The organism is Paenibacillus sp. FSL R7-0128 (assembly GCF_038002245.1).
Taxonomy (GTDB): Bacteria; Bacillota; Bacilli; order Paenibacillales; family Paenibacillaceae; genus Paenibacillus_AQ; species Paenibacillus_AQ silagei.
In genome coordinates this window covers 3,885,000-3,904,883 of record NZ_JBBOCD010000001.1, presented here as the reverse complement: position 1 = coordinate 3,904,883, position 19,884 = coordinate 3,885,000, and the positions used below count along the sequence as shown (strand labels likewise).

Here is a 19,884-nt window from a genome sequence, read left to right as displayed (position 1 = left end):
AGTTACAAACTCCTTTATTCATAAGAATATCTTCCCGCATCCATATGATAAATGACTAAGTCGCATAATTAACAATAGTGGCTTCCCCGGTGCGCTCATCGTAGGCAATCCATAATTCATCCCCGGCTTCAACGCCATACACCGGTTCTATAGATTGCCTGATCCGGTAGCTCTGTCCACTGCGTTCGACGGTGATCGTGGCAAGCGGCCGGTCGCCGGTCGTTCCCCGGTAGTCGACCGATCGAACGCTGGCACTGCCTTGCTTGCCTTGCAGAAGCCGCGATTGAAGCGCAACCTCCTCCGGCTTCGCAGTTACGGGAACTACTGCGCCTACAGTGACTTCCAGATTCTCCGGGACGAACTGGCTGTTCACCTTGCGCAGACGTTCCTTTCCGTTCACCATCACTATCTCAAGTAGCAGCAGATCCTGGCCGGCGATCTTCACCGGCAACCGCTGAACTCTTGTAATTTCAGCCTCTAAGGTGAGCTGGGTTGCCTGATCACTCCGCTCCGCAGGACCATATCTCAACAAACGGGCGTTGCCGCTTGTGATTATCAGATCTGCCCGTTCTCCGGTACGGTAGACGAAGCCGGAGGGCTGTACCACAGGCACACTGTAGCTTTGGCCTGCTGCCTCAAAATGCAGCAGCAGTGCTTGCCCGCGCTTTAGAGGTCCGCAGGCTTCTATCTGTCTTAAGACCGCATCATGAATGATTCGGGGCGGTGCCTGGTTCTTAAGCTCGCTCTCCCGTACCAGGATCGCCGTATGCTTGCTCCGGTTATAGCTGATCATCACCTGATCGCCTGGGCGGATCGGGTTCAGATAAGAGATGACCTGCCGGATCTGGACCTCCTTGCTCTGGCCCTGGTCCGTGAAACGGACGGTAAGCCGGACCTGTGGTTGTTCGTTGACCAGCATCCCCGTCTCGGCCAGATTGATAACCGTGCCTTGAATCAGAACCCCCTCGGCCAGCTTCTGCCACCGCTTGCGGATTAAAAGCTGTGGCAGCCGGAGTAGTCCCACCACCATCAGTAAAGGAATTGCGAGCCAGATCACCCAGTTCACAACCAGGGCATTCCATGTCAGCACATAGTTCTTGAAGGTCGCTGCAGATAATTGATCCTCCCCGGCAGCCATCTGCCATTGCTGCAGCTCCCCGTTGCTGATCTGTCCGCTAAGCCCCTCCTTGATTAGCAGCCAGCCTCCCAATGAATCCGGACTTGAATAGTACAGTGTATCATTATTCGCTTCTTTATAGAAGCTCAGCTTCGGATCTTGCAGCTTATCGTAGGATAATGTCTCCAGCGCGGCGTTCACATTCGTAAATTCTCCGCTCTGCGCATGATACAAATACCCGCGTAGCTTACCCTTAAGCTCGTCTTCCGCAGTGGACCCGGCAATTAGCGTCTCTTGATCGTTCAGCGGGAAGAGCCTGGCCTGATAGACCGGCTCCGGGGTCTTAACGGTTTCGCCCCATTTACCTGCGGCCTCATTGTAATAGTGAACCTGTTTTGGATATTCGCTGCTTACCCGCAGTAGCCGGGTATTGTCCAGTCCGAGCTGCGCGGCAAACTCCTGTCCTACCCTCTTCTGCGCTTCGGGAGCACTCTCCTGCGCGCCCTTCAGCCCAAGTAGAGGTATGCCGTCCTTGCCGAAGAGGGCAGAAGCATAAGCAGTGCGCCCGTCCTTGAGTCCCACCTCATAGACGGGAAGAGAATGCCCCTCCTGGAAGCTGAAGAAGGCTTCACGAATGGAGACCGGCCGTGCTGGAAGAGCGGCTGAGCCGTTCAGATTCGCGTAGTGGAGCTGAGCCTGGCTGACTTCCGCCACATGGACCGCTGAGCTTTTATCCGCCCCGGCGAACAGTAATCTGCCCCGCCACTCATGCCCGTCGGAGCTCAGAAAGGTCGGGATATTAAAGCTTCCTTGTACCAGCTCTTTCGCGCCCCCCGCCGGATCAATAACATTCACCTGCAGGCCTGCCTTATCCTTGGTTGCGATCACCAGCTTACCGGCCTGATAAGAGACCAGCCGCTGCCGGTGGATGTCTGAGCGCAGCTCCACCTCCTGCTCAGCCTTATGGGTGCCTGCGTCATACAACGTTGCCATTAGCCCGTTGCTGCTGTCCGTGACCGCAAGCACCTTCTTGCCCTGGTCCAGATAGTACAACGCTTTGACCGGGAGCAGGCGGTCCGCTGCACTGCGCACATAACCGGAATAATCGTTCCAGACCAGGATGCTAAGGATCACTGCAGGAATCCAAAATACCAGAGTAAATAAGGACAAATATGATTTTCTCATCGCCTTCTCGCTCCTCTACATGGTTCGGTGTTCACTATAGCCTTCACCTTAAGTCACTTAGATGAATCGGCAAGCGGGAATTCATCATTCATGCGGGATGACCTCTGTCAGGTACTTGGGTGTAATGCGATCTTCCTGGACGCCAAAAAACGGTACATTCTTGTACCGTTCCATGACTTATTGCCTTTATGTTAATATACTTGGCTTCTCTACGTCCAGAAGACCCCCCTCTTCATCCTCTCTCTGGCTTCAAGCATCCCGGATACGGTAGACAACAATCGCTACTGCCACAAGGGATACTGTCCAGATCATTAAAATACCGGCCCCCTGCACAGGCGTAAGGACATTCATTTCGCCAGAGGAAGGCAGGAGGTACATGTATCGTCCAGCCGTATCCGGGAAATAGGCCGGCAGAAGCCCCCGCGACCATGGACTGATAATGAAATAATAGCCAAGCAGGATCACCAGGGCCGGAAGGGTTCTTCTCAATAAAGCTCCTATCGCCGCGCTAAGCAGTGTGGTCAAGGTCAGATAGCCCGTTGCCCCCAGCAATGCTTGTATGACTTCATGAGGTTCAATCCCTGCTGCACGGCCGCCTAGCCTCCAGCCCGCATATAGGACACCGGAGGCCGTAAGGATAAACGCCGCAGGAATCGTAATCAGGGTGAGTGCCAGATGCTTCATCAATAATTGGTGCCCGCGCCAGGGGATTACCGTTAACGTTGTGCGGATCTGTCCGCCCGTATACTCGGAGCAAGCCGCCAAGATCCCCAGAATAATGAACCCTGCCTGAAGATAGCTCATCGAGGCAAGTCCTGTATTCAGGATTCCGGGTGCTGCGGCTCCTTCCTGCAGAGAGGCGGAAGTGAAGGCCGCAGTCAAAAGCAGATGAACAAGAAATGTAACCGTAACTGCGGTCCATATCCATGGCAATGTCATCAGCTTGTCCAGTTCAGCCCTAAGGATTCGTATAGTCTTCCTGCCGGATGAGACATTCATGCTGCAACATCCCTCCTATGGAACACAATAGCTGCAATCCCAAGCAGCACGGCCACCCAGGCAAACATGATCAAGCCGCCGGTAACCGGGGTGTGATAGCTGTCGAACAGACTGCCTGTAACCTCGGTCGAGGCACTGTTCTTAGTGAACATAAACATCTCCATGCCGGCCCGGTCCGGCAAATAGAATGCCAGCTTCGTCACCTTGGCCAGCAGGACACTGAAGGATACCAGCGATGAATTAATCATGAGCACGGTAAGCGGGATCATGCCCTGCTTCGTCAGCAGCGTCAGCCCGAAGGCCAACAGTGCAGTGAAGGTCCAGTAGCAGACGGCACCGGCAAGCCGGGTCCATTCAAGTAGCGGGGCATAGTCACCTAATATATAGCGTGTGGTTGGCACAATCAGAATCACAGCAAGGATACACAGGAGGATGCTGATGACAGATACAGCGCCTGCTTTTGCCAGAAACAACTGAAGCCGCGATGACACAACCATCAGACTTGTGGAAATCTGCTGCCCTCCGGCCCCTTCACTGCTCTCTGTCCGGTACTCGCTGCTGACTGCAAGCACGCCTAGGATAATAACGCCCTGCACACCAAGACCTAATCCGCTGTAGCCCATTTCGGGCAGCCGTGTGCTGACTCCAGCTATAATCGCCTCTTTTTCTGCTATAGCGTCCAAGGCAGCAATGACCGCAGGAGCCAATGCTCCAATAAGCAGGGCGAGCCAAATCCCCGGCAGCGAGAGCAATTTCGAGATTTCTGCATGGAATGCCTTCACCAAGCATCACCTGCCTGTTCAGAGGTCAGGGCGAAGAAGGCATCCTCCAGCGTGGAATGACTGCCGGTTACCTCCTGCAAGGTGCCGTCTGCGACAATTCTTCCCTGCTTAATGATCACCACATCGTCCACCGTTTCGGCCAGCTCGCCCATAAGATGACTGGAGAGCAGCACCGTATTCCCGGCTTCTGCTCGCTTACGCAGAAATGTCCGAATCCAGCGGATGCCTTCCGGGTCGAGCCCGTTCACCGGTTCATCCAGAATCAGAATCTCCGGGTCTGCAAGCAGCGCTGCTGCGATTCCCAGTCTTCTCCCCATGCCGAGCGAATATTGCTTGACTCTAGTGCCCGCTGCCGTGGTAAGACCGACAATATCCAGCACCTCTTCGACCCGTGAGCGGGGCAGACCGGCGGCGCAAGCGATCCAGCGCAGGTGTGCCCGTCCTGTCCGCATCGGATGGGCTCCAGATCCGTCCAGCGCGGCACCTACGGCTGCCAGTGGGTGCTCTAATTCTGCGAAGGGCCTGCCATGAATCAAGGCGCTCCCGGAGGTGGCATGATCCAATCCGAGCAGGATACGGAGTGTAGAGCTTTTGCCGGCCCCGTTGGGTCCCAGGAATCCTGTGACTCTTCCAGGTCTGGCTTCGAAGGTGATCCCGGATAGAATCTCCTGCGTACCGCGGCGTTTGACTAAGTTATTGATGGTAAGCAACCATAACACATCCTTTCGTTATGGTGCTAAGTATACAGATGCAAGGTTACATCCCGGTGGGCAGGCCGTTTACTTCCGGGTTAATTTCAGGTTACATTTTGCCAATGACTACCCTCGTCCCGTGCCCGCTGGAGTTGAAATCAGCCTTCAGGGTCATTGTATTCAGCATGTAATGTACGGTCGATAGCCCTATTCCCGCCCCACCACCGTATGCAGAATGATCCATGCCAGGGCCTTTGTCAGCGACAAGAATCCGTTCCTGCTGCACATCCACAGCGATAGAAGCATATTTGCCGTCCGCTGCATGGCGGATGATATTCTGAAACAGATTATCCAGCACCCTGGTCATCCACCGAGGATCTGCTGTCCAGTGGAAGGTCTCTTCTGCGGGCAGATCAACATCGACCTGAATGCCATGTTCTTCAAAAACCGGATACCACGCAGCAACCGAGGCTCTTACCAGGCGCCCCATGTCTGTGGGAGCAGGCTCGAAGGGATATTTTCCTGAGGTAAGCAAGGTGTATGAGAGCAAATCATCCATCAGTTCTCCGGTCCGGGTAATAGTCTGGTTGATCTCGGCTAAAGAGCTCTGTCCTTCTGGACTCAAAGGTTCTTTGTTCAGCCGGGTGACATGTCCCCGCATGATGGTCAGCGGCGTCCGCAGGTCGTGGGACATGTTGGCAATGAGCCGTTGCCGCAGCCCGGCCTCTTCCTGCTCCCGCCTGCGGCTGTCTTCCAGCTGCCGGATCATCCGGTTGAAGGAACCGCCTAACTGGTCTATTTCATCCATGCGGTCCTTTTGAAGCAGGACAGGCTCAGGCCACGAATCCACATTAGTTGGAGTAGCGGACATAGCTTCTTGTAAGCGGGTCAGACGTTTGCGGAGTCTCCAGAAGAACAGCCAGGATAGAACAACGAACGCGACAATTATACAAGTGAATATAAGCACTGTAATGTAAAACAGGTTCAATGTATTGAATCTTGGCTCTGTCCCGGAAGTGCCAAAGAAGGATGAGAATACCATCAGCACAAGGGGCGGCAGCAAGATGAACAGAAAGTGCAGCTTCAGAAAATGCCGGAACAAGGAACGGGGCTGCTTCATAGCTTCACCCGGTAGCCGATTCCCTTCAGCGTCTCAATAATCTCCGGGGTCTCCGGGTCACGCTCCAGCTTGTGCCGCAGCCGGTGGAGATGAACCAGCAAGGTCTTGTCGCCAGGGATATAGGCTTCCTCCCAGACAGCTTCATAGAGCTGTTCCTTCGGCAGAACCTGATTCGGATGGCGCAGGAAATACATCAGGATCTGATGCTGCTTCCCTGTCAAAATAATCTCTTCTCCTGTACGCTTGTCATAAATGGTCTGAAGCTTCGTGTCCACTTCAATGTGAGTGCCCAGTGTAATGCGGTCCGAAGAGACTCCGCCGCTCCGGCGGATTAATACCTCCAGTCTGGCTACTAATTCATCGGTATGGAAGGGCTTCGTCACATAATCATCCGCGAATTGTAAGCCCTCTACCTTATCGTCGACGGAGGTCCGGGCGGTCAACAGCAGCACTGGAACGGCGGGGGCCGCCTTTTTCAACCGTTTGCCTATAGTGAATCCATCTAAGCCCGGTAACATGATATCCAGAATAACGACATCATATTGCGTAACCTCAGCCTCGGCTCCCTCACCAGATTGCAGCCATTGTACCGAATATCCCCGCTGCTCCAGCTCCTCTTTGACCCAAGTGCCGATTTTCTCATTATCTTCAATATAAAGTATGTTTGTTCTCAAGTGATTTCCTGCTCTCTATTAATCTCTGCTGCTCTCCCTCCATATTATACTGGTTAATCAATTCATCCAATACCATGGATTGCTTAAGGACCGCAGGGTGCTGAAGATCATGATGTTTCTCCGCCAGAATGTGTAGCCGCTTCCGGGCACGTTCAATCCGGACTTGCACGAGCATATTTCTGTTCACCATAGAATCCTCCCTTTATGCTATCTTAGGGTTTTATGACAGATAATAGGATGTCTTTTGCATTGCACAAAATACCTTCAGAACATAACAAAAAAGGCGCCCCCCGAAATGTCAGGAGCACCCCTGTATATTTTCGCGAAAATGATTAAGTTCCCCAACCATGTCCCAGTGTAGTCACCAAGGTTATCGTCGTTGAAATAACAATTGAAACACTACAGGCTGATACACCTCACTTGATAGATTTTTGAATCTTTCCTGCAGTTCCTGATCCGCGAAATCCCTATATTGCTCATAAAGACTCATAAAAACAATGATATTTCGGCTGCTATTGATCCTAATTGATATTTCCAAGCCTTTCATTACCGTGTGCAATGCCTGTTCCTTACTCTTGCTGTGATTGAAAAAATAGACTGCAAGGTCGATGAGGAATTGCGCGTAGCTCTCTTGCAGGATGGCCTGATTGTATTCACCGAACTCTGTCTTGCTGGATTCATAAGGTATGTATGCCGCGAAAAGCTTAAATACATTCGCCGCTTGAACCATATAACGCACTGCCACAAATATTTCATCCTCTTGAATAGCTATATAGTCTGCGTACTCATGTATTACATCCAAATCTCCGGACATTAACCGGTACAGATAAGTGTTAGCAACGGCCCATTCCGTAAATTGTGCAATGACCTGCCGGGATTCTTCATCGTTCTCCTGAACCCAGCGTTCACCATTTGCATACAATTTCACAAAGGATAATGCCCTCTTGTAGTCGCCGCACTCTTCGCTGGCAGTAGATCTGGCTAAGTATGCGTACAGGATATAATAGTAAAAAGGACGATCAGGACGCTTCACCCTTTCTTCTATTGTGTTAGATCTGCGGCCTTCCAGCTCATATTGAACGGATGCAATCCGGTGCATTTCCTTAGCGAGTTCGTCTACTCTCTTCCACTTGTGTACCAGACCATAAATATGCATTAGCTGTTTCATTGCATCGAGCTGATCGGCTGCGTCTAAGCGGTTGACATACAACTCAAATTGAGTGGCTGCACGTAACCTCTCCTCCAGATCCTGTTGTTCTTCTAATTCAATCTGAAATATACGGTACTGGCATAATGCTAACCGTTCGGAATGCTGATACTTTTCGGCTTCGCTCACACCCTGATACAGTATCCTTGCAGCTTGGCTTTTATTGTCCCCATACAAAAGTTCAGCGAATTCAAACAGTAAAGATGCATAAGACAAATCCTCCAGCAGACGGTTCACAATCTGTTCAAGACAGTCCAGACGTTCTAACTCAGCTGAGCGGAAAATAAAGGGTCGTATCCGCCGCATGGAGACTACAAAAGAAAAGCATTCCTCTATGTAGTCTTCAAAAAAATAGTCCTCCGGCAGCTTCATTCCAGCAGTAATCGCAGCAAGCTGTGCCATAGAGATTGGATGTTTACCTTTTAAGATCCGGCTGAGCGTACCTGAATTGAGACCCGCTAACTCTGCAAAATGGGAATGTATCATTTGATTTCTGTTCATATACGCGAGCAGTTCTTCCCGAATCGAATTGACCGATCCCAAACCAACACACCTCCTCCCATAAAATAGGATTAAAAGCATACGTATAGTTGATACTAAGGCTGAATCAAACGGCGGTCAATATAAAGGGATATTTTACTAATTATCCCGTTTACATCTATTATTATATACCTAAAAACATTATACGCAATATATTTCGTGTATTATAAAGCGTTAAATTAACGGGTCTCCTCCCCTATCATAAAAACATACCGAAAAGTTGAGGGAGATATTGCATTTTGAGGATAAAGGATGCACGGAAAGCCGCAGGGTACACCCAAGAATCCATCGTACATCAGATTAACGACACCATGAAATGCACCTTGCGCAACTACCAGAATATTGAGTACGGTGTGGTACTCCCGAACGTTACATTGGCGCTTCTAATCAGTCACTTGTGTGGTGTTGATCCCCGTGAAGTAGATGAATGGAAATACTCAAATCACCGTGCAGATGCGCAAAAAAATGGCAATTGAATTTCCATTTGACCTACTTTTTGTAGGTGATCATGGCAGGAGTTCGTTTATCAGCAAAAAACCACCGGTTAAGGGAAAGCCCTTCAACGGTGGTTTTTTTATTTTCATATGAATACACGCATTAATCCTTATAAATTCTCCTGTAGCTGTCGCGCAAGCGCATTCCGTCGCCCTCTAACACAGTGACAACATAATCCTCCAGGTCTTCAGAATAATTAAAATGCACATTGGCCCCTGTATCCAGGAAGACGATCATGACATCCAGACTGCGGCATTGCTCTAAGATCTGAATGCCGTGATACCGGGCAAACGCCTGGAAATCTCCCCATGTGCGGAATTCGTTATCCTGTTGCCCTTCCTCTTTCCTATCCTCTCCGTGTTCCCCGATGAATTTCATATTCTCGCCTGTGAACTGCAGCTTCTCATCATAAAAGATCTCCAGCAGCCAACGCTTAAATTGAAATCCCAATATAGTGCCTGTTATACTGCTGTGGCTTTCTTTGGTGGTGCACCGCATGAGTAGATCCGTGAAGCGGCGGTCCTGCTGCCCCGGCAGCTTGAAGAAACCGCCGTGCTTCAGGTATTCGCTGACCGTATAACCCATGCTCTGCATATCCAGGATCATTGGTTCAGCGATAATGCGGTTCAATTTTCTCTGGTTGCCGTAACGGCTGGTGATCTGATCCAGCAGATAATCGCCATGGTCCGCCGAGTATTGGAAAATAACCCGCAATCCGTTGCTTAGCTGCGCTCTAATCCTCTTGCTTTTCTGAGTGAAGTTGACGGTGGTCAACCCAAGCTCTGCCAGGTAATTGGAAAAATCCTGCCATTGGAGCATGTCACTCCCCGTAACTCTTCGTCCTCTGCGGCTGAAGTCAAGCTGCGATCCGAAATAGCCTTTTTTTGCGTAAACCACCGTTAACCTGCATTGCCGGAACTCAAATTCCAGGCTGTGACCGTGCTTGCTTCTGGAGCTGGCTTGACAGTCAAGTAGAAGCTCTTCAGGTGTCCGTCCGCGATTCTCCGGTATTTCCATATACCCGCCGTATGTTATGAAGTCATCAAGCTGGCTGAAGCTGCTTAATTTTCTGGAGGGACTGATGTTAATCACCTCTCTCTCAGCATTAATCGATGGTTTCAATAATAACAGTCTTTCCGAAATCATCATGTACAAGAATTTCAATTAATCTAGACGCTGTGTATTCCGGTGATTGCAGTTTCCCTTCCGCAGAGAGCTGAATGAATTCATTCACATAGGGGAACAGCTCAGTGGTTACAGACCGTATTTCCGATTGCAAGCTTGTATCGATCATGCCGGGATACACTGCTGCTGCTTTTGCCGGATACGTAGCCAGCTTCTGTTCTATGTCTATACACTTGGTAAAAGAGTCTAAACCAGCTTTGGCAGTACTGTAGGCGCTTTGTGAAGGCAGTATGTACTTTGCAGAAGCTGAGGAGATATTCAGGATTCTTTTGTCCACATTCAGATGCTTAGTAAGTCGTAAAAAGTTGGAGGTAATCACCATGGGTGCTAACAGATTCAAGTGGAGGTTCTCTATGATCTGTCCCGTTTCTAACCTATCAATCGGGCTTACAGGCGTCAGCATGGCGGCATTATTGATTAGATAGACGGCTTCCCCGCTGGAATGAAGATCAATTCGGCTGAATATTTCTTCACAAAGCTGATCGAGACCACTGATATCCGTTAAATCATAATTAAAATAATCCATTTGACAATACAGTTGCTTCGCTCGCTCCATGAGTCCTTGGTTAGCCGTTCTGGATATACATATCAGATGGTGGGACGGGTCGATGAATTGATTAGCCAGGGATTCACCGATTCCTCTGGATGTACCTGTAATAATAATATGTTTCAAGTGTATCTGCCCCCTGTAAGTTATTGGTGATCTTCACGAAGTATCATTCTTCGGACAGCCTCTTCCCAAATCAGCTCATATTCGAGATCCATCCTCATCATCTTGCATCTGGATAAATTATCTATAAGCAGAGCAAGAATGGCTGCGTTAACCCCGATGGTTGAAGAAGCAATAAGGCCAAATTCAGCGCCCTTCGACAGAAGTTGAACAAAACCGGTTACAAAATCTTGTTGGATTCTCAAGAATGGAGCTCGAAATTGCTCATCCCGTTCAGCCAGCATGGCAAACTCACTGAGCACCCTTAAAGTGGAGCGATACTCTTCCTCGCTGCTTGGCAGCATGTTTAGACCGCCGCTGATTAGGATTTCTGCAAAATTGTCCTTATTAACGGATTCCGTATCAAAATACGCTGTAAAATGATGATCCCGGAAAATATGCTCAAAGGTCCGGCTGATCAGCTCTTCTTTTGTAGCAAAATGATAATAAATAGAGGATTTGGTGATCCCCACTTTTTTTGAAATTAAACCCAAACTCGTTTTCTCTATTCCATACTCAGCAAAAAGCTCAAATGCTGCCTGGATGATGTAACTGGATGTAATCTCTTTTTTCTTGATAACCCTCAGGCTCCCTTCGATTGAATTAATGTCATTATAAGGATTAAACTAATGAATTGTCAATAATTTAACGACCGATCGTTCAAAAAATATATTTACACATAAAATAACCACCTGCAAGGATGCAGGTGGTTGTTCTGCTAAATAACGCCTATGCTTATTTAAATAGACAAGAATGTATATGTTCCGGGGTCCCCGCAAAGTACCTGAATAGACATCGAAGCTAAAACCCCACTTTGTGGGGGGATTTTACCGGGAAATACACCTGATAAGGCTCATACCCGATATCGCGGATTCTTCTGAGCTGGATGCCGGGGTCCTGACGGGTGGTCTTGAAGAAGTAACGCCAGCTCCCCCATTCCCGTTCGTTCTCCATGATGATCTCACCGGCTGCATCCGCTAACGGGGTGTAGAGGATCCGTTCATTCTCGGTGATGCCAGCCAGTACTTCAGGGCCATAGCGGAACGCGCCGGTCTGCTCGTCGTCGGGCAAAGGGATGAAACGGATGCCTACAGGCAGAATGATGCTGATCCGGTCGCCGTCCTGCCACTCTCGTAGTATCGTATAGAAGGCGGAGTGATCCGCAGACTTCCCGTGCAGCTCCCCGTTCACATAGATCACAGCTTCTGACATGATCCAGTCTGGAATTCGCAGATGGACGGCAAACTCGCTGGCAGAACTGGTATGGACGGTAAAATCATATTTTCTGTAATCCGGCATGTTCTCATGAAGTGCAGTAATCTCATTCAGCTCCTGCTGCCCGGCTGTGTTCGAGGAGTTCAGCATACTTCCGCTCATATGATCCTGGGATTGCTGAATCCGCACGCTCTCTCCGTGAATCTCGGTGGTCAGCTCCGAACGGAAATACTGGCAGACATAGATATCGTTCTGCTCCTGATAATAGATGCCTCTGTTGAGCGCCGCATTGGCCTGGACCATCGTTCCGTGGCAGCAGAAGAAGCTGTCTGTCTCCGTGCTCCAGTCCTTCCGCAGCCCGGCTTTCATCGGCAGGAAGTACGTGAGCAGCCCAGTTGCCGGATCACTGTGCTTGTTGCCGGTCAGATGGTATTCCTGGTAATAGGCCTGCGCCATAATTCCGTTGTACATATTATATTCGATATACTGCGCATAGGCCGGATTCGAGGTGTGCCGGAAAAGAAATTCTGCCAAACGGATCATGTTATACACTGTACAGTGCTCCTGATTCTTATCTCCAAGGCGGGCCTTGATCTTCATTTTCGGCATCCATACTTCACCTGCCGTATTGCCGCCGGTAGCCAGCATCCCCCGCTCAGTGACCGCACATTTCCAGTAGGCCGTGACAATATCCATCCAGCGCTGCTCGCCGGTAACCTCGTAAGCTCTGGCGCAGCCGAGTACCTCGGGAATGGTCGTGTTGGCGTGCATGTTGGTCAGCGGGTCTTTATTTTCGAGTAACGGGCGGAACAATCTGCTGCGGTAATACCGTTCCAGCAAAACAGTGTATTTATCGTTCCCGGTAAGCTCCAGCAGATCAGCCCAAGCTTCCAGCATACCGCCTGTCTCCATATCCAGTATGTCATCGAACTTCTCTCTGGTGAAGGTACTGCTCCAATCGACGAACCAGTCGGCGAATCGGTCTGCGATGTCAAGCGCCTTACGGCTCCCGGTGAAATGATGCATATCGACAAGACCCATAAATAGCTTATGGATGTTATATTGCGGCGCCCAGATCGCCTTGCCTTGGGCCACCCAGTGCAGATATTTCTCGGGAATCGGCGCAGCCCATTGCCCTCCGTTGTCCTTCTGGCATTCAGCCAGCTCGTCCAGGATAAGATCGGCCTTCAGCTTGAGTTCCAGATCCCCGGTCTCATGATAACGGATTGCTGCCGCAGACAGCCAGTGTCCCAGAAAATGTCCGCGGATCTGGCAGACCGGCGTCTCCCAGCCCCCGTGTGCATCCGCTGGAATATCTCTGCCGTCATATCTTCCTGCCTCCACCTTATAGTTAAAGAGGAGATTGTCATTTGTCAGTTTCATCAGATACCGGCGGTTGGCGTCCTCTCTGCGTCTCAAATCATGATCTTGAAGAATGACCTGTTTGCCCTTCAGTTCTCTCATTGCTGCAGCCCCTTAATAGAATGACATTGCTTGCATTGCTTGCACAATGAAATTATAAAGCAGCCCGTCCCGCAAACCAATGATGGATACAACGATAAAATTGATCCATACCGATCAATTCCGGCCGATTGTGCGCTGGATCAGAGATGCTGCAGATCCTCCTCTGTGACGAACACCGTCTTATTTCCCATATATCAACAATAATACTATGTTATTCTATCAACACAAATGAGAGCAGACCCCAAGTATGGCATGAGAGTCTGCTCTTGAGTGAGTTATTAAGCCTGTCTAACCAACACTTCCGCTAGAGCCTGAAGCGAATAATCGGAGGTGGAGCACAGAAGAATGCTTCCGGCGTTCTGCGGCAGGTAAGCATCGTCATACGGGTTACGCAGTACCAGGTTCAGGAGCGGAACGGCCGCCGCAAGCTTCTCGGCAAGTTCGAGCTGGCCCTGGAACAGATGGGCATTCAGTGTCCCCTGAATGACGGTGCGGCCGGCGGCCTTGGCGCACAGGTTCGCAATTTCGGCGGCGTCCGGCTTCATGCTGCAATACTCTGTCTGCACGGACAAGCCCCGGGCTTCCAGCAGCGCGGCAAGGCCGATCTCATTGTCCCCGGAGTTGTCGGCGATGGTCAACTGCTCCTGGCGCGGCAAGATCAGCAGATATGAGCGTTCAGCAGACAACGGCAGCAATTGCTGCGGGTCGCGGCTGACCTTGACCGTCCGGCGCGCATATTGCAGGGCCGCCTCATTCCATCCCTCGCGCGGAATGGGCCGGGCTGCCGCCCGGTATTGCCGGAATTTCGCATAGAGGCGGAGGATGCGGCTGACCGATTCGTCAATTCTGGATTCGGCGATGACGCCGTCCAGAACAGCTTTTCGGATACCCGCGATGACCTGCTCCTGGAATTCCGGCGTATGACACATCAGAATCATGTCGTTGCCGGCCAGCACGGCCAGTACGCCCACCTCATCCGGGTTGAAATTCTTCTTGATCGCGCCCATCTCGATGTCATCGGTGCAGATGATACCCTCAAAGCCCAGCCTGCTGCGCAGTAAGTCTCCGGCAAAGAAGGGACTCAGTGAAGCAGGCAGTCCTGCCGACTCGGGAATGTTAGGAAATACGAGATGTCCCATCATGATTGAATCGGCCCCGGCTTCGATGGCAGCGATAAATGGCAACAGCGGCCCGTTCATTAATTCCTCCAGCGTCAGTTCACACTCGGGGAGGACGACATGGGAATCGCCGCTGACCTGTCCATGGCCGGGGAAATGCTTGGCCGTTACCGCTACACCTGTCTCGTGCATCCCCTGAATATAAGCCTTGCCGAAGGCGGCTACTACTTCAGGGTCTTCGCCGAAAGAGCGCACCCCGACAACCGGATTGTCAATATTCGTATTCACATCCAGCACTGGCGCCCAGTTCATCGGGATGCCCAGCGCGTGGAGCTGGCTGCCGATGATTTCACCCTGGAGATAGGCGGTCTCAGCATCCAGGCTTAATCCGGCAGCACGGTTGCCGGGAATGTAAGGATAGAAGGTCTTGAACTTGGAGAGCGTGCCTCCCTCCTCATCGATCGACACATAGTAAGGCTGCGGAATGCCGGAGTCTCCGGCAATGGCCTGAACCTCCGCCATCAGCTTCAGCGTCTGCTGCTCATCCTTCACATTATGAGGGAACAGGCCAATCCCGCCGAACCGGTTTCCGGACATCCGTTCACGGAACTCCGGCTCTGCCGCTATAGAAGGGGTGCCGACTACGCACATAAGCGCTATTTTGTCCTCCAGGCTCATGGCGGCCGGATCATGCTTTAGATTTGCTTCGTTCAGTTGCATAATTGCTCCATCCTCCTCTCGATATATTGAGTGCTCATTCTCCCTGGGCCAGCCCGATCTCCCGGTAGAGCGTCCGCTCCAGGTAATCATGCAGATAGAAGCGCGATTTCACGAAATGCTCAGCCATATCCCGGGGCTGGTATTGCAGAAGCGCCTCCAGCATCCGGGGCCGGACCGCTTCGCGTCCGTTATGGTTACGGGTGTAATTGTTCAGCAGAGAACGCCATTCCGCGCTGTCGCCCGGGTACAGCTCCCAGCGGTAGGCATACTTGTGAATCGCCCTGGAGCGGTCGGTTGCTACCTCGAAATCATGCATGATCGCGATCAGCTCAGCGTAGCCGTGATTCCGCTGCACCTCCTCCCGCAGCTTCCAGATGATATCGTAGTAATCCTCTAATTGGTAATTTCCCAGCCGCGCATGACCTGTCTCTGGAGTTATACCATGGAACAGCTCCAGGAAGCGGTCGATGAACGTACCAGCATCTGCCCGCCGGTTCCAGGCTAGATCGGCATGAAGCAGCATCGGATACCAGGTGGTCTCGAATACGCCATAAGGAACGCCAAGGCTGAATGGCCCGGTCCAGTTCGTAGCGACCATACAGCGGATATCCAGCTTCTCGGCGGTCTCTGCCCACTGCAGCAGATTGTCGGTCCGGTTGTCAATGACAGGGTAGTTCTGATGCTCCGCCCAGTCGAAGCTGCGGACCGCAGGAGCACCCATCACCTCAATGCCCAGCGCTCTGAACTTATGGGTAAGGGAAGTAACTTCATTTTGTATATTGCGGCCGTTATAGATCCAGATCATCGCTGCGCTTCGCGGATCAAGCTTCGCCAACTCCTCGGGCGGGCATTTGTCCAGCATGTCATGCCAGAAGATCGGCTGCCGTCCCCGGCTGGCTGTGAATTCGATCAGGCGGTTCAGGAAGGAGATGAAGGCCCGTTCCCTCACGCCGCCGAATTCCTTCCGGCACGCTTCACATTCGCACAGGCTGTACACCTCGTCACAACCCAGATGAATATAACGTGATTCAGGATGGGCATCCATCATCTCCGCCAGCAAGCTTGTAATCAGTTCATAGGTCTGCGGATGGGACGGGCAGATCTCGCCAGTAGATTCCTCTGTCTCCCGTAGATGCTTCCAGGTGTCATAGCGCAGCACATACTCCAGATGGCCGAAGCTCTGCTGCAGCGGAATAATCTCGATATAATGCTCCTGGGCCCCAGCCTGGAGCGCCTCCAGCTCTTCCCGGCTAAGCGCGTGCTGCGGATGGGCGAATTCCCCGTGCGTCTGGAATGGGAACTTGTCCTCGTATTCAATGAGCACCGCGTTCGTCTTGTAGCGGGAGAATTCAGCCAGATATTCGATCAGCCGCTCCGGCTTCGAGAAGGTCTGGCGCAGATCGAAATTCATCACCCGAAGCTCCGTATCGGGCCAGTCCGTAATGGACATCGCCGGAATACTGCCGTCCCCGTGCAGGCTCTGCAATTGCAGCAGCGTCTGCAAGCCGTAATAGAGTCCGGGGGCGTCAAGGGCGCGGATTGCTGCACCGCTTGCGCTAACCTCCAGAATGTAGCCTTCCGCCCGGCCCTTCAGTGGGGACAGGTCGGCCTTAGCAGGATCAGCAACCGAAGCCCGGCCGTTAGTCGGTCCCGCTTCTCCAGGCACTGCCTGCGCTGAAGTGCTCTCAGTCTCCTCCGTTCCCTCGATTCTCACAATCTCCTCAATCAGCAGCGAGTATCCCTCGCCTGCTCCCGTGACGGCGGCGGTGACTTCCCTGCCGGGAAAAGCCCGCCGGCAATGAAGCACCAGCCGGGGATCTTCCACTTCCATAGCCAACCGCAGACGGAATTCCCCGCCGGCCTGCCATGGCTCCTTCTCTGTCAACCTTACCTGCTTCGGCTCGGGTATTAAGCTAAGCATCGCTCTCTCCTCCTCTTACAACGTCAGGTTTAAATTTATGGATTGGATCAGTAAGGACGAAACCGCCTATTATTGTGTTCGGTTTTTCGACTACATTGGGCTTACGCGCCGCCCCTGATTCGCAATGTGTTCGGTTTTTCGACTACATTGGGCCTCCGCACCGTCCCCGGTCGCAATGTGATCGGTTTTTCGATTACATTTGGGCCTACGAGCCGCTCCCGGTTTCAATGTGATCGGTTTTTCGACTACATTTGGCCTACTCGCTACCCCCAGTCGCAATGTGATCGGTTTTTCGACTACATTTGGCCTACTCGCTACCCCCAGTCGCAATGTGATCGGTTTTTCGATTACATTTGGCTTACGCGCCGCCCCTGGTCGCAATGTGATCGGTTTTTCGATTACATTTGGCTTACGGGCCGTCCCCGGTCCAAATGTGGTCGGTTTTTCGACTATATTGGGCTCACGTGCCGCTCCTGCTCCGAATGTAATCGGTTTTTCGACTACATTGAGCTCACGTGCCGCTCCTGGTCAGAATGTAATCGGTTTTTCGACTACATTTGGGCCTACGAGCCGCTCCCGGTTTCAATGTGATCGGTTTTTCGACTATATTTGGTCTACGTGCTGCGCCCGGTCGCAATGTGATCGGTTTTTCGACTACATTTGGCCCACGTGCCGCCCCCGGTCGCAATGTGATCGGTTTTTCGACTACATTGGGCTCACGTGCCGCCCCTGGTCGCAATGTGATCGGTTTTTCGACTACATTTGGCTTACGGGCCGCCCTGCTAGACTAATCCTTGTCAGCCGCTGTAATCCGGCCATTCTTCCACACTGCCTGAATGTCCAGGGCTCCGCCGTTCTTGCGGAAGCCGATCAGATCTGCTGGGGCACCGGCGGTAAGTCCGGCAGCCTGCGGGAGCCTCAGCAGCCGGGCCGGGTGAAGCGAAGCGCAGTCGAGCGCCTCCTCCAGCGTTGCCAACCCGGCCCGGGCCAGGTAGGCCACCTGGTCCGCCAGCATCATGGCCGATCCGGCCAGCAGCCGGGGATGGCCAGCCAGATGCAGCCTTCCTTCCGGCGTCAGCACCACGTCGCCGCCGATATGCAGCCGGTAGGCACCCGGCGCCATGCCGCTCAGCGAGACGGCATCGCTGACCAGAATCGCCCGGCTCTGCTTCACCCGCAGGATCACCTTCAGCAGCGCATCCGGCAGATGGCAGCCGTCGGCAATCATGCAGCCATACAGCTCATCGGCAGCCAGTTGCTCCCACAGATAGTGAGGATGGCGCGGCAGAGTAAGATGCGTACCGTTGCCCAGATGAGTAGACATCACCGCCCCTGCGGCCACTGCTTGCCGGATCTGCTCCGGTGAGGCCGCCGTATGTCCGATGGAGACCCTCACGCCGGAAGCGGTGCATCTGGAGATGAAGGCTGCGGCTCCCGGCCATTCGGGCGACACGGTAATGATCCGGATCAGCCCCTCCGCCGCCTCCTGCCAGCGGCAGAAGGCCTCCCAATCGGGCGGGCAGATATGCTCCAGGGGATGCGCCCCGCGCGGACCGTTCTCCGGGGACAGGAAGGGCCCCTCCAGATGAATGCCTGCAATCAGCCCGGCGATATCCGGCTGTGTCCGCACGGCTTCAGCAATCACGGATGCTGCCTGGACGAGCTGGTCCGACCCGTTCGTAATCAGGGTAGGACAATACGAGGTAACTCCCCGGGCCAGCAGGCGGCGCGAGAGTCCAGCCACGGTCTCCGGTGCAAGCGGCAGCGTATTGAAGTCAAGCCCCCAGCCGCCGTTCACCTGCAAATCAACCAGCCCCGGCGCAAGCCAGGGCCAATCGGCCATATGCGGACTTTCGGCCAGGGTATGAACCGCTTCAATGACGCCACCGTTAACGTGGACCTCGAGCGGCAGGCCGGTTCTGTAATGTCTTCCCGAGATCACACCGTTCATGAGCCGAAGGCATCCCGGTCGGTAAATAGTGTAATGGCGGGATGGGTCCGCAGTAGGCTCGCCGGGCACGCAGTGCTGAGCGGGCCATGAAGCGCAGCCTGCAGCGCAGCCCGCTTGGCTTTGCCGGGAACAATGGCGAACAGATGATAACCTGCCATCAAGGCGGGCACGGTCAGCGTCAGCGCATGAGTAGGGACATCGTCCAGCGTGGCGAAGCAGCCGTCATTCACCTGCTGCGTCCGGCAGGCTTCATCCAATTCAACCGCTTTAACAAGCAGCGGATCGGCGAAATCGGCTACAGGCGGATCATTGAACGCAATATGCCCGTTCTCACCGATGCCAAGGCAGACGATATCAATAGGCGCTTCATTCAGCAGCTCCGCGTATCTCCGGCACTCCCCTTCAATATTGCCCGTCCGGCCCAGCAACTCGATCCGTCCGGGATTGACTCTGCTGAACAACCGTTCCTGCAAATAGTTCCCGAAGCGCTGATGGGCCTTCTCCGGCAGGCCGATATATTCATCCATATGAAAAGCGTGCACCCGGGACCAGTCAATCCCCTGCTCCCGGACCAGTCCTTCATACAGCTCATTCTGTGATGGAGCTGCGGCAAATACAATGCGAATCGGAGACTGAGACTTCCCCAGCAAGTCTCTGATGCACTGCCCGACCGCTCCTGCCGCCGCAGCTCCCATCTGGCTGCGCTCGTTATAGACCAGAACGCGCATACGCTCCACTAGATGCTCCGCCGCCGGAGTCAACGTCTCTTCCATGATGAACCCTCTCCTCC

The 19,884-nt window shown here is 52.7% G+C and carries 16 protein-coding genes; all 16 read right to left on the bottom strand.

The window, feature by feature from the left end:
- Positions 1-55: 55 nt before the first annotated feature.
- The 16 genes from NST26_RS16090 to NST26_RS16015 all read right to left on the bottom strand — a co-directional run bounded on the left by NST26_RS16090 (position 56) and on the right by NST26_RS16015 (position 19,867).
- Positions 56-2,302, bottom strand: a complete 2,247-nt coding sequence (locus tag NST26_RS16090; RefSeq protein ID WP_340952798.1) for a hypothetical protein — start codon at positions 2,300-2,302, stop codon at positions 56-58.
- A 249-nt stretch (positions 2,303-2,551) separates the two neighbouring features.
- Entirely contained in the window at positions 2,552-3,301 is a 750-nt protein-coding gene (locus NST26_RS16085; RefSeq protein WP_340952800.1) for an ABC transporter permease, read from the bottom strand.
- Positions 3,298-4,083 (bottom strand): ABC transporter permease, encoded by a 786-nt coding sequence (locus NST26_RS16080; protein ID WP_340952802.1) that lies wholly within the window; start codon positions 4,081-4,083, stop codon positions 3,298-3,300. The genes NST26_RS16085 and NST26_RS16080 overlap by 4 nt, the downstream gene beginning before the upstream one ends.
- On the bottom strand, positions 4,080-4,793 hold the full coding sequence (locus tag NST26_RS16075) for an ABC transporter ATP-binding protein (protein ID WP_340952804.1): 714 nt from the start codon (positions 4,791-4,793) through the stop codon (positions 4,080-4,082). The genes NST26_RS16080 and NST26_RS16075 overlap by 4 nt, the downstream gene beginning before the upstream one ends.
- A gap of 91 nt (positions 4,794-4,884) precedes the next feature.
- Positions 4,885-5,895, bottom strand: a complete 1,011-nt coding sequence (locus tag NST26_RS16070) for a sensor histidine kinase (protein WP_340952805.1) — start codon at positions 5,893-5,895, stop codon at positions 4,885-4,887.
- A complete protein-coding gene (locus NST26_RS16065) occupies positions 5,892-6,569 on the bottom strand; it encodes a response regulator transcription factor (protein WP_036726867.1) in 678 nt (225 codons plus the stop codon). The genes NST26_RS16070 and NST26_RS16065 overlap by 4 nt, the downstream gene beginning before the upstream one ends.
- The gene (locus tag NST26_RS16060) at positions 6,544-6,759 is read right to left on the bottom strand and encodes an aspartyl-phosphate phosphatase Spo0E family protein (RefSeq protein ID WP_340952806.1); all 216 of its coding nucleotides are present in this window, start codon (positions 6,757-6,759) and stop codon (positions 6,544-6,546) included. Before NST26_RS16060 ends, NST26_RS16065 begins: the two co-directional genes overlap by 26 nt.
- 180 nt (positions 6,760-6,939) lie before the next feature.
- On the bottom strand, positions 6,940-8,319 hold the full coding sequence (locus NST26_RS16055; RefSeq protein ID WP_340979446.1) for a helix-turn-helix transcriptional regulator: 1,380 nt from the start codon (positions 8,317-8,319) through the stop codon (positions 6,940-6,942).
- Positions 8,320-8,913: 594 nt separating this feature from the next.
- Complete coding sequence (locus NST26_RS16050; RefSeq protein WP_340979445.1) at positions 8,914-9,933, bottom strand: hypothetical protein; 1,020 nt, start codon at positions 9,931-9,933, stop codon at positions 8,914-8,916.
- Positions 9,917-10,669, bottom strand: coding sequence for a (S)-benzoin forming benzil reductase (locus NST26_RS16045; RefSeq protein WP_340952812.1), 753 nt, complete (start codon positions 10,667-10,669; stop codon positions 9,917-9,919). Before NST26_RS16045 ends, NST26_RS16050 begins: the two co-directional genes overlap by 17 nt.
- A 20-nt stretch (positions 10,670-10,689) precedes the next feature.
- Positions 10,690-11,250: a TetR/AcrR family transcriptional regulator gene (locus NST26_RS16040; RefSeq protein ID WP_340980850.1), complete on the bottom strand. Its 561-nt coding sequence runs from the start codon at positions 11,248-11,250 to the stop codon at positions 10,690-10,692.
- Between the two features lie 256 nt (positions 11,251-11,506).
- The gene (locus tag NST26_RS16035) at positions 11,507-13,384 is read right to left on the bottom strand and encodes a beta-L-arabinofuranosidase domain-containing protein (protein WP_340952814.1); all 1,878 of its coding nucleotides are present in this window, start codon (positions 13,382-13,384) and stop codon (positions 11,507-11,509) included.
- Positions 13,385-13,662: 278 nt separating this feature from the next.
- Complete coding sequence (locus NST26_RS16030) at positions 13,663-15,222, bottom strand: glycoside hydrolase family 3 protein (protein ID WP_340979444.1); 1,560 nt, start codon at positions 15,220-15,222, stop codon at positions 13,663-13,665.
- 34 nt (positions 15,223-15,256) lie between these two features.
- Positions 15,257-17,143 (bottom strand): DUF4838 domain-containing protein, encoded by a 1,887-nt coding sequence (locus tag NST26_RS16025; RefSeq protein ID WP_340952820.1) that lies wholly within the window; start codon positions 17,141-17,143, stop codon positions 15,257-15,259.
- Positions 17,144-17,930: 787 nt separating this feature from the next.
- Complete coding sequence (locus NST26_RS16020; protein ID WP_340952821.1) at positions 17,931-19,094, bottom strand: N-acetylglucosamine-6-phosphate deacetylase; 1,164 nt, start codon at positions 19,092-19,094, stop codon at positions 17,931-17,933.
- A complete protein-coding gene (locus tag NST26_RS16015) occupies positions 19,091-19,867 on the bottom strand; it encodes a glucosamine-6-phosphate deaminase (protein WP_340952823.1) in 777 nt (258 codons plus the stop codon). The genes NST26_RS16020 and NST26_RS16015 overlap by 4 nt, the downstream gene beginning before the upstream one ends.
- Positions 19,868-19,884 lie beyond the last annotated feature (17 nt).

What these genes read in the sequence shown, in the direction of transcription:
- NST26_RS16060 (WP_340952806.1), bottom strand. Translation starts at nt 6,759, where the DNA reads ATGGTGAACAGAAATATGCTCGTGCAAGTCCGGATTGAACGTGCCCGG.
- NST26_RS16090 (WP_340952798.1), bottom strand. Translation starts at nt 2,302, where the DNA reads ATGAGAAAATCATATTTGTCCTTATTTACTCTGGTATTTTGGATTCCT.
- NST26_RS16085 (WP_340952800.1), bottom strand. Translation starts at nt 3,301, where the DNA reads ATGAATGTCTCATCCGGCAGGAAGACTATACGAATCCTTAGGGCTGAA.
- NST26_RS16025 (WP_340952820.1), bottom strand. Translation starts at nt 17,143, where the DNA reads ATGCTTAGCTTAATACCCGAGCCGAAGCAGGTAAGGTTGACAGAGAAG.
- NST26_RS16070 (WP_340952805.1), bottom strand. Translation starts at nt 5,895, where the DNA reads ATGAAGCAGCCCCGTTCCTTGTTCCGGCATTTTCTGAAGCTGCACTTT.
- NST26_RS16035 (WP_340952814.1), bottom strand. Translation starts at nt 13,384, where the DNA reads ATGAGAGAACTGAAGGGCAAACAGGTCATTCTTCAAGATCATGATTTG.
- NST26_RS16020 (WP_340952821.1), bottom strand. Translation starts at nt 19,094, where the DNA reads ATGAACGGTGTGATCTCGGGAAGACATTACAGAACCGGCCTGCCGCTC.
- NST26_RS16015 (WP_340952823.1), bottom strand. Translation starts at nt 19,867, where the DNA reads ATGGAAGAGACGTTGACTCCGGCGGCGGAGCATCTAGTGGAGCGTATG.
- NST26_RS16030 (WP_340979444.1), bottom strand. Translation starts at nt 15,222, where the DNA reads ATGCAACTGAACGAAGCAAATCTAAAGCATGATCCGGCCGCCATGAGC.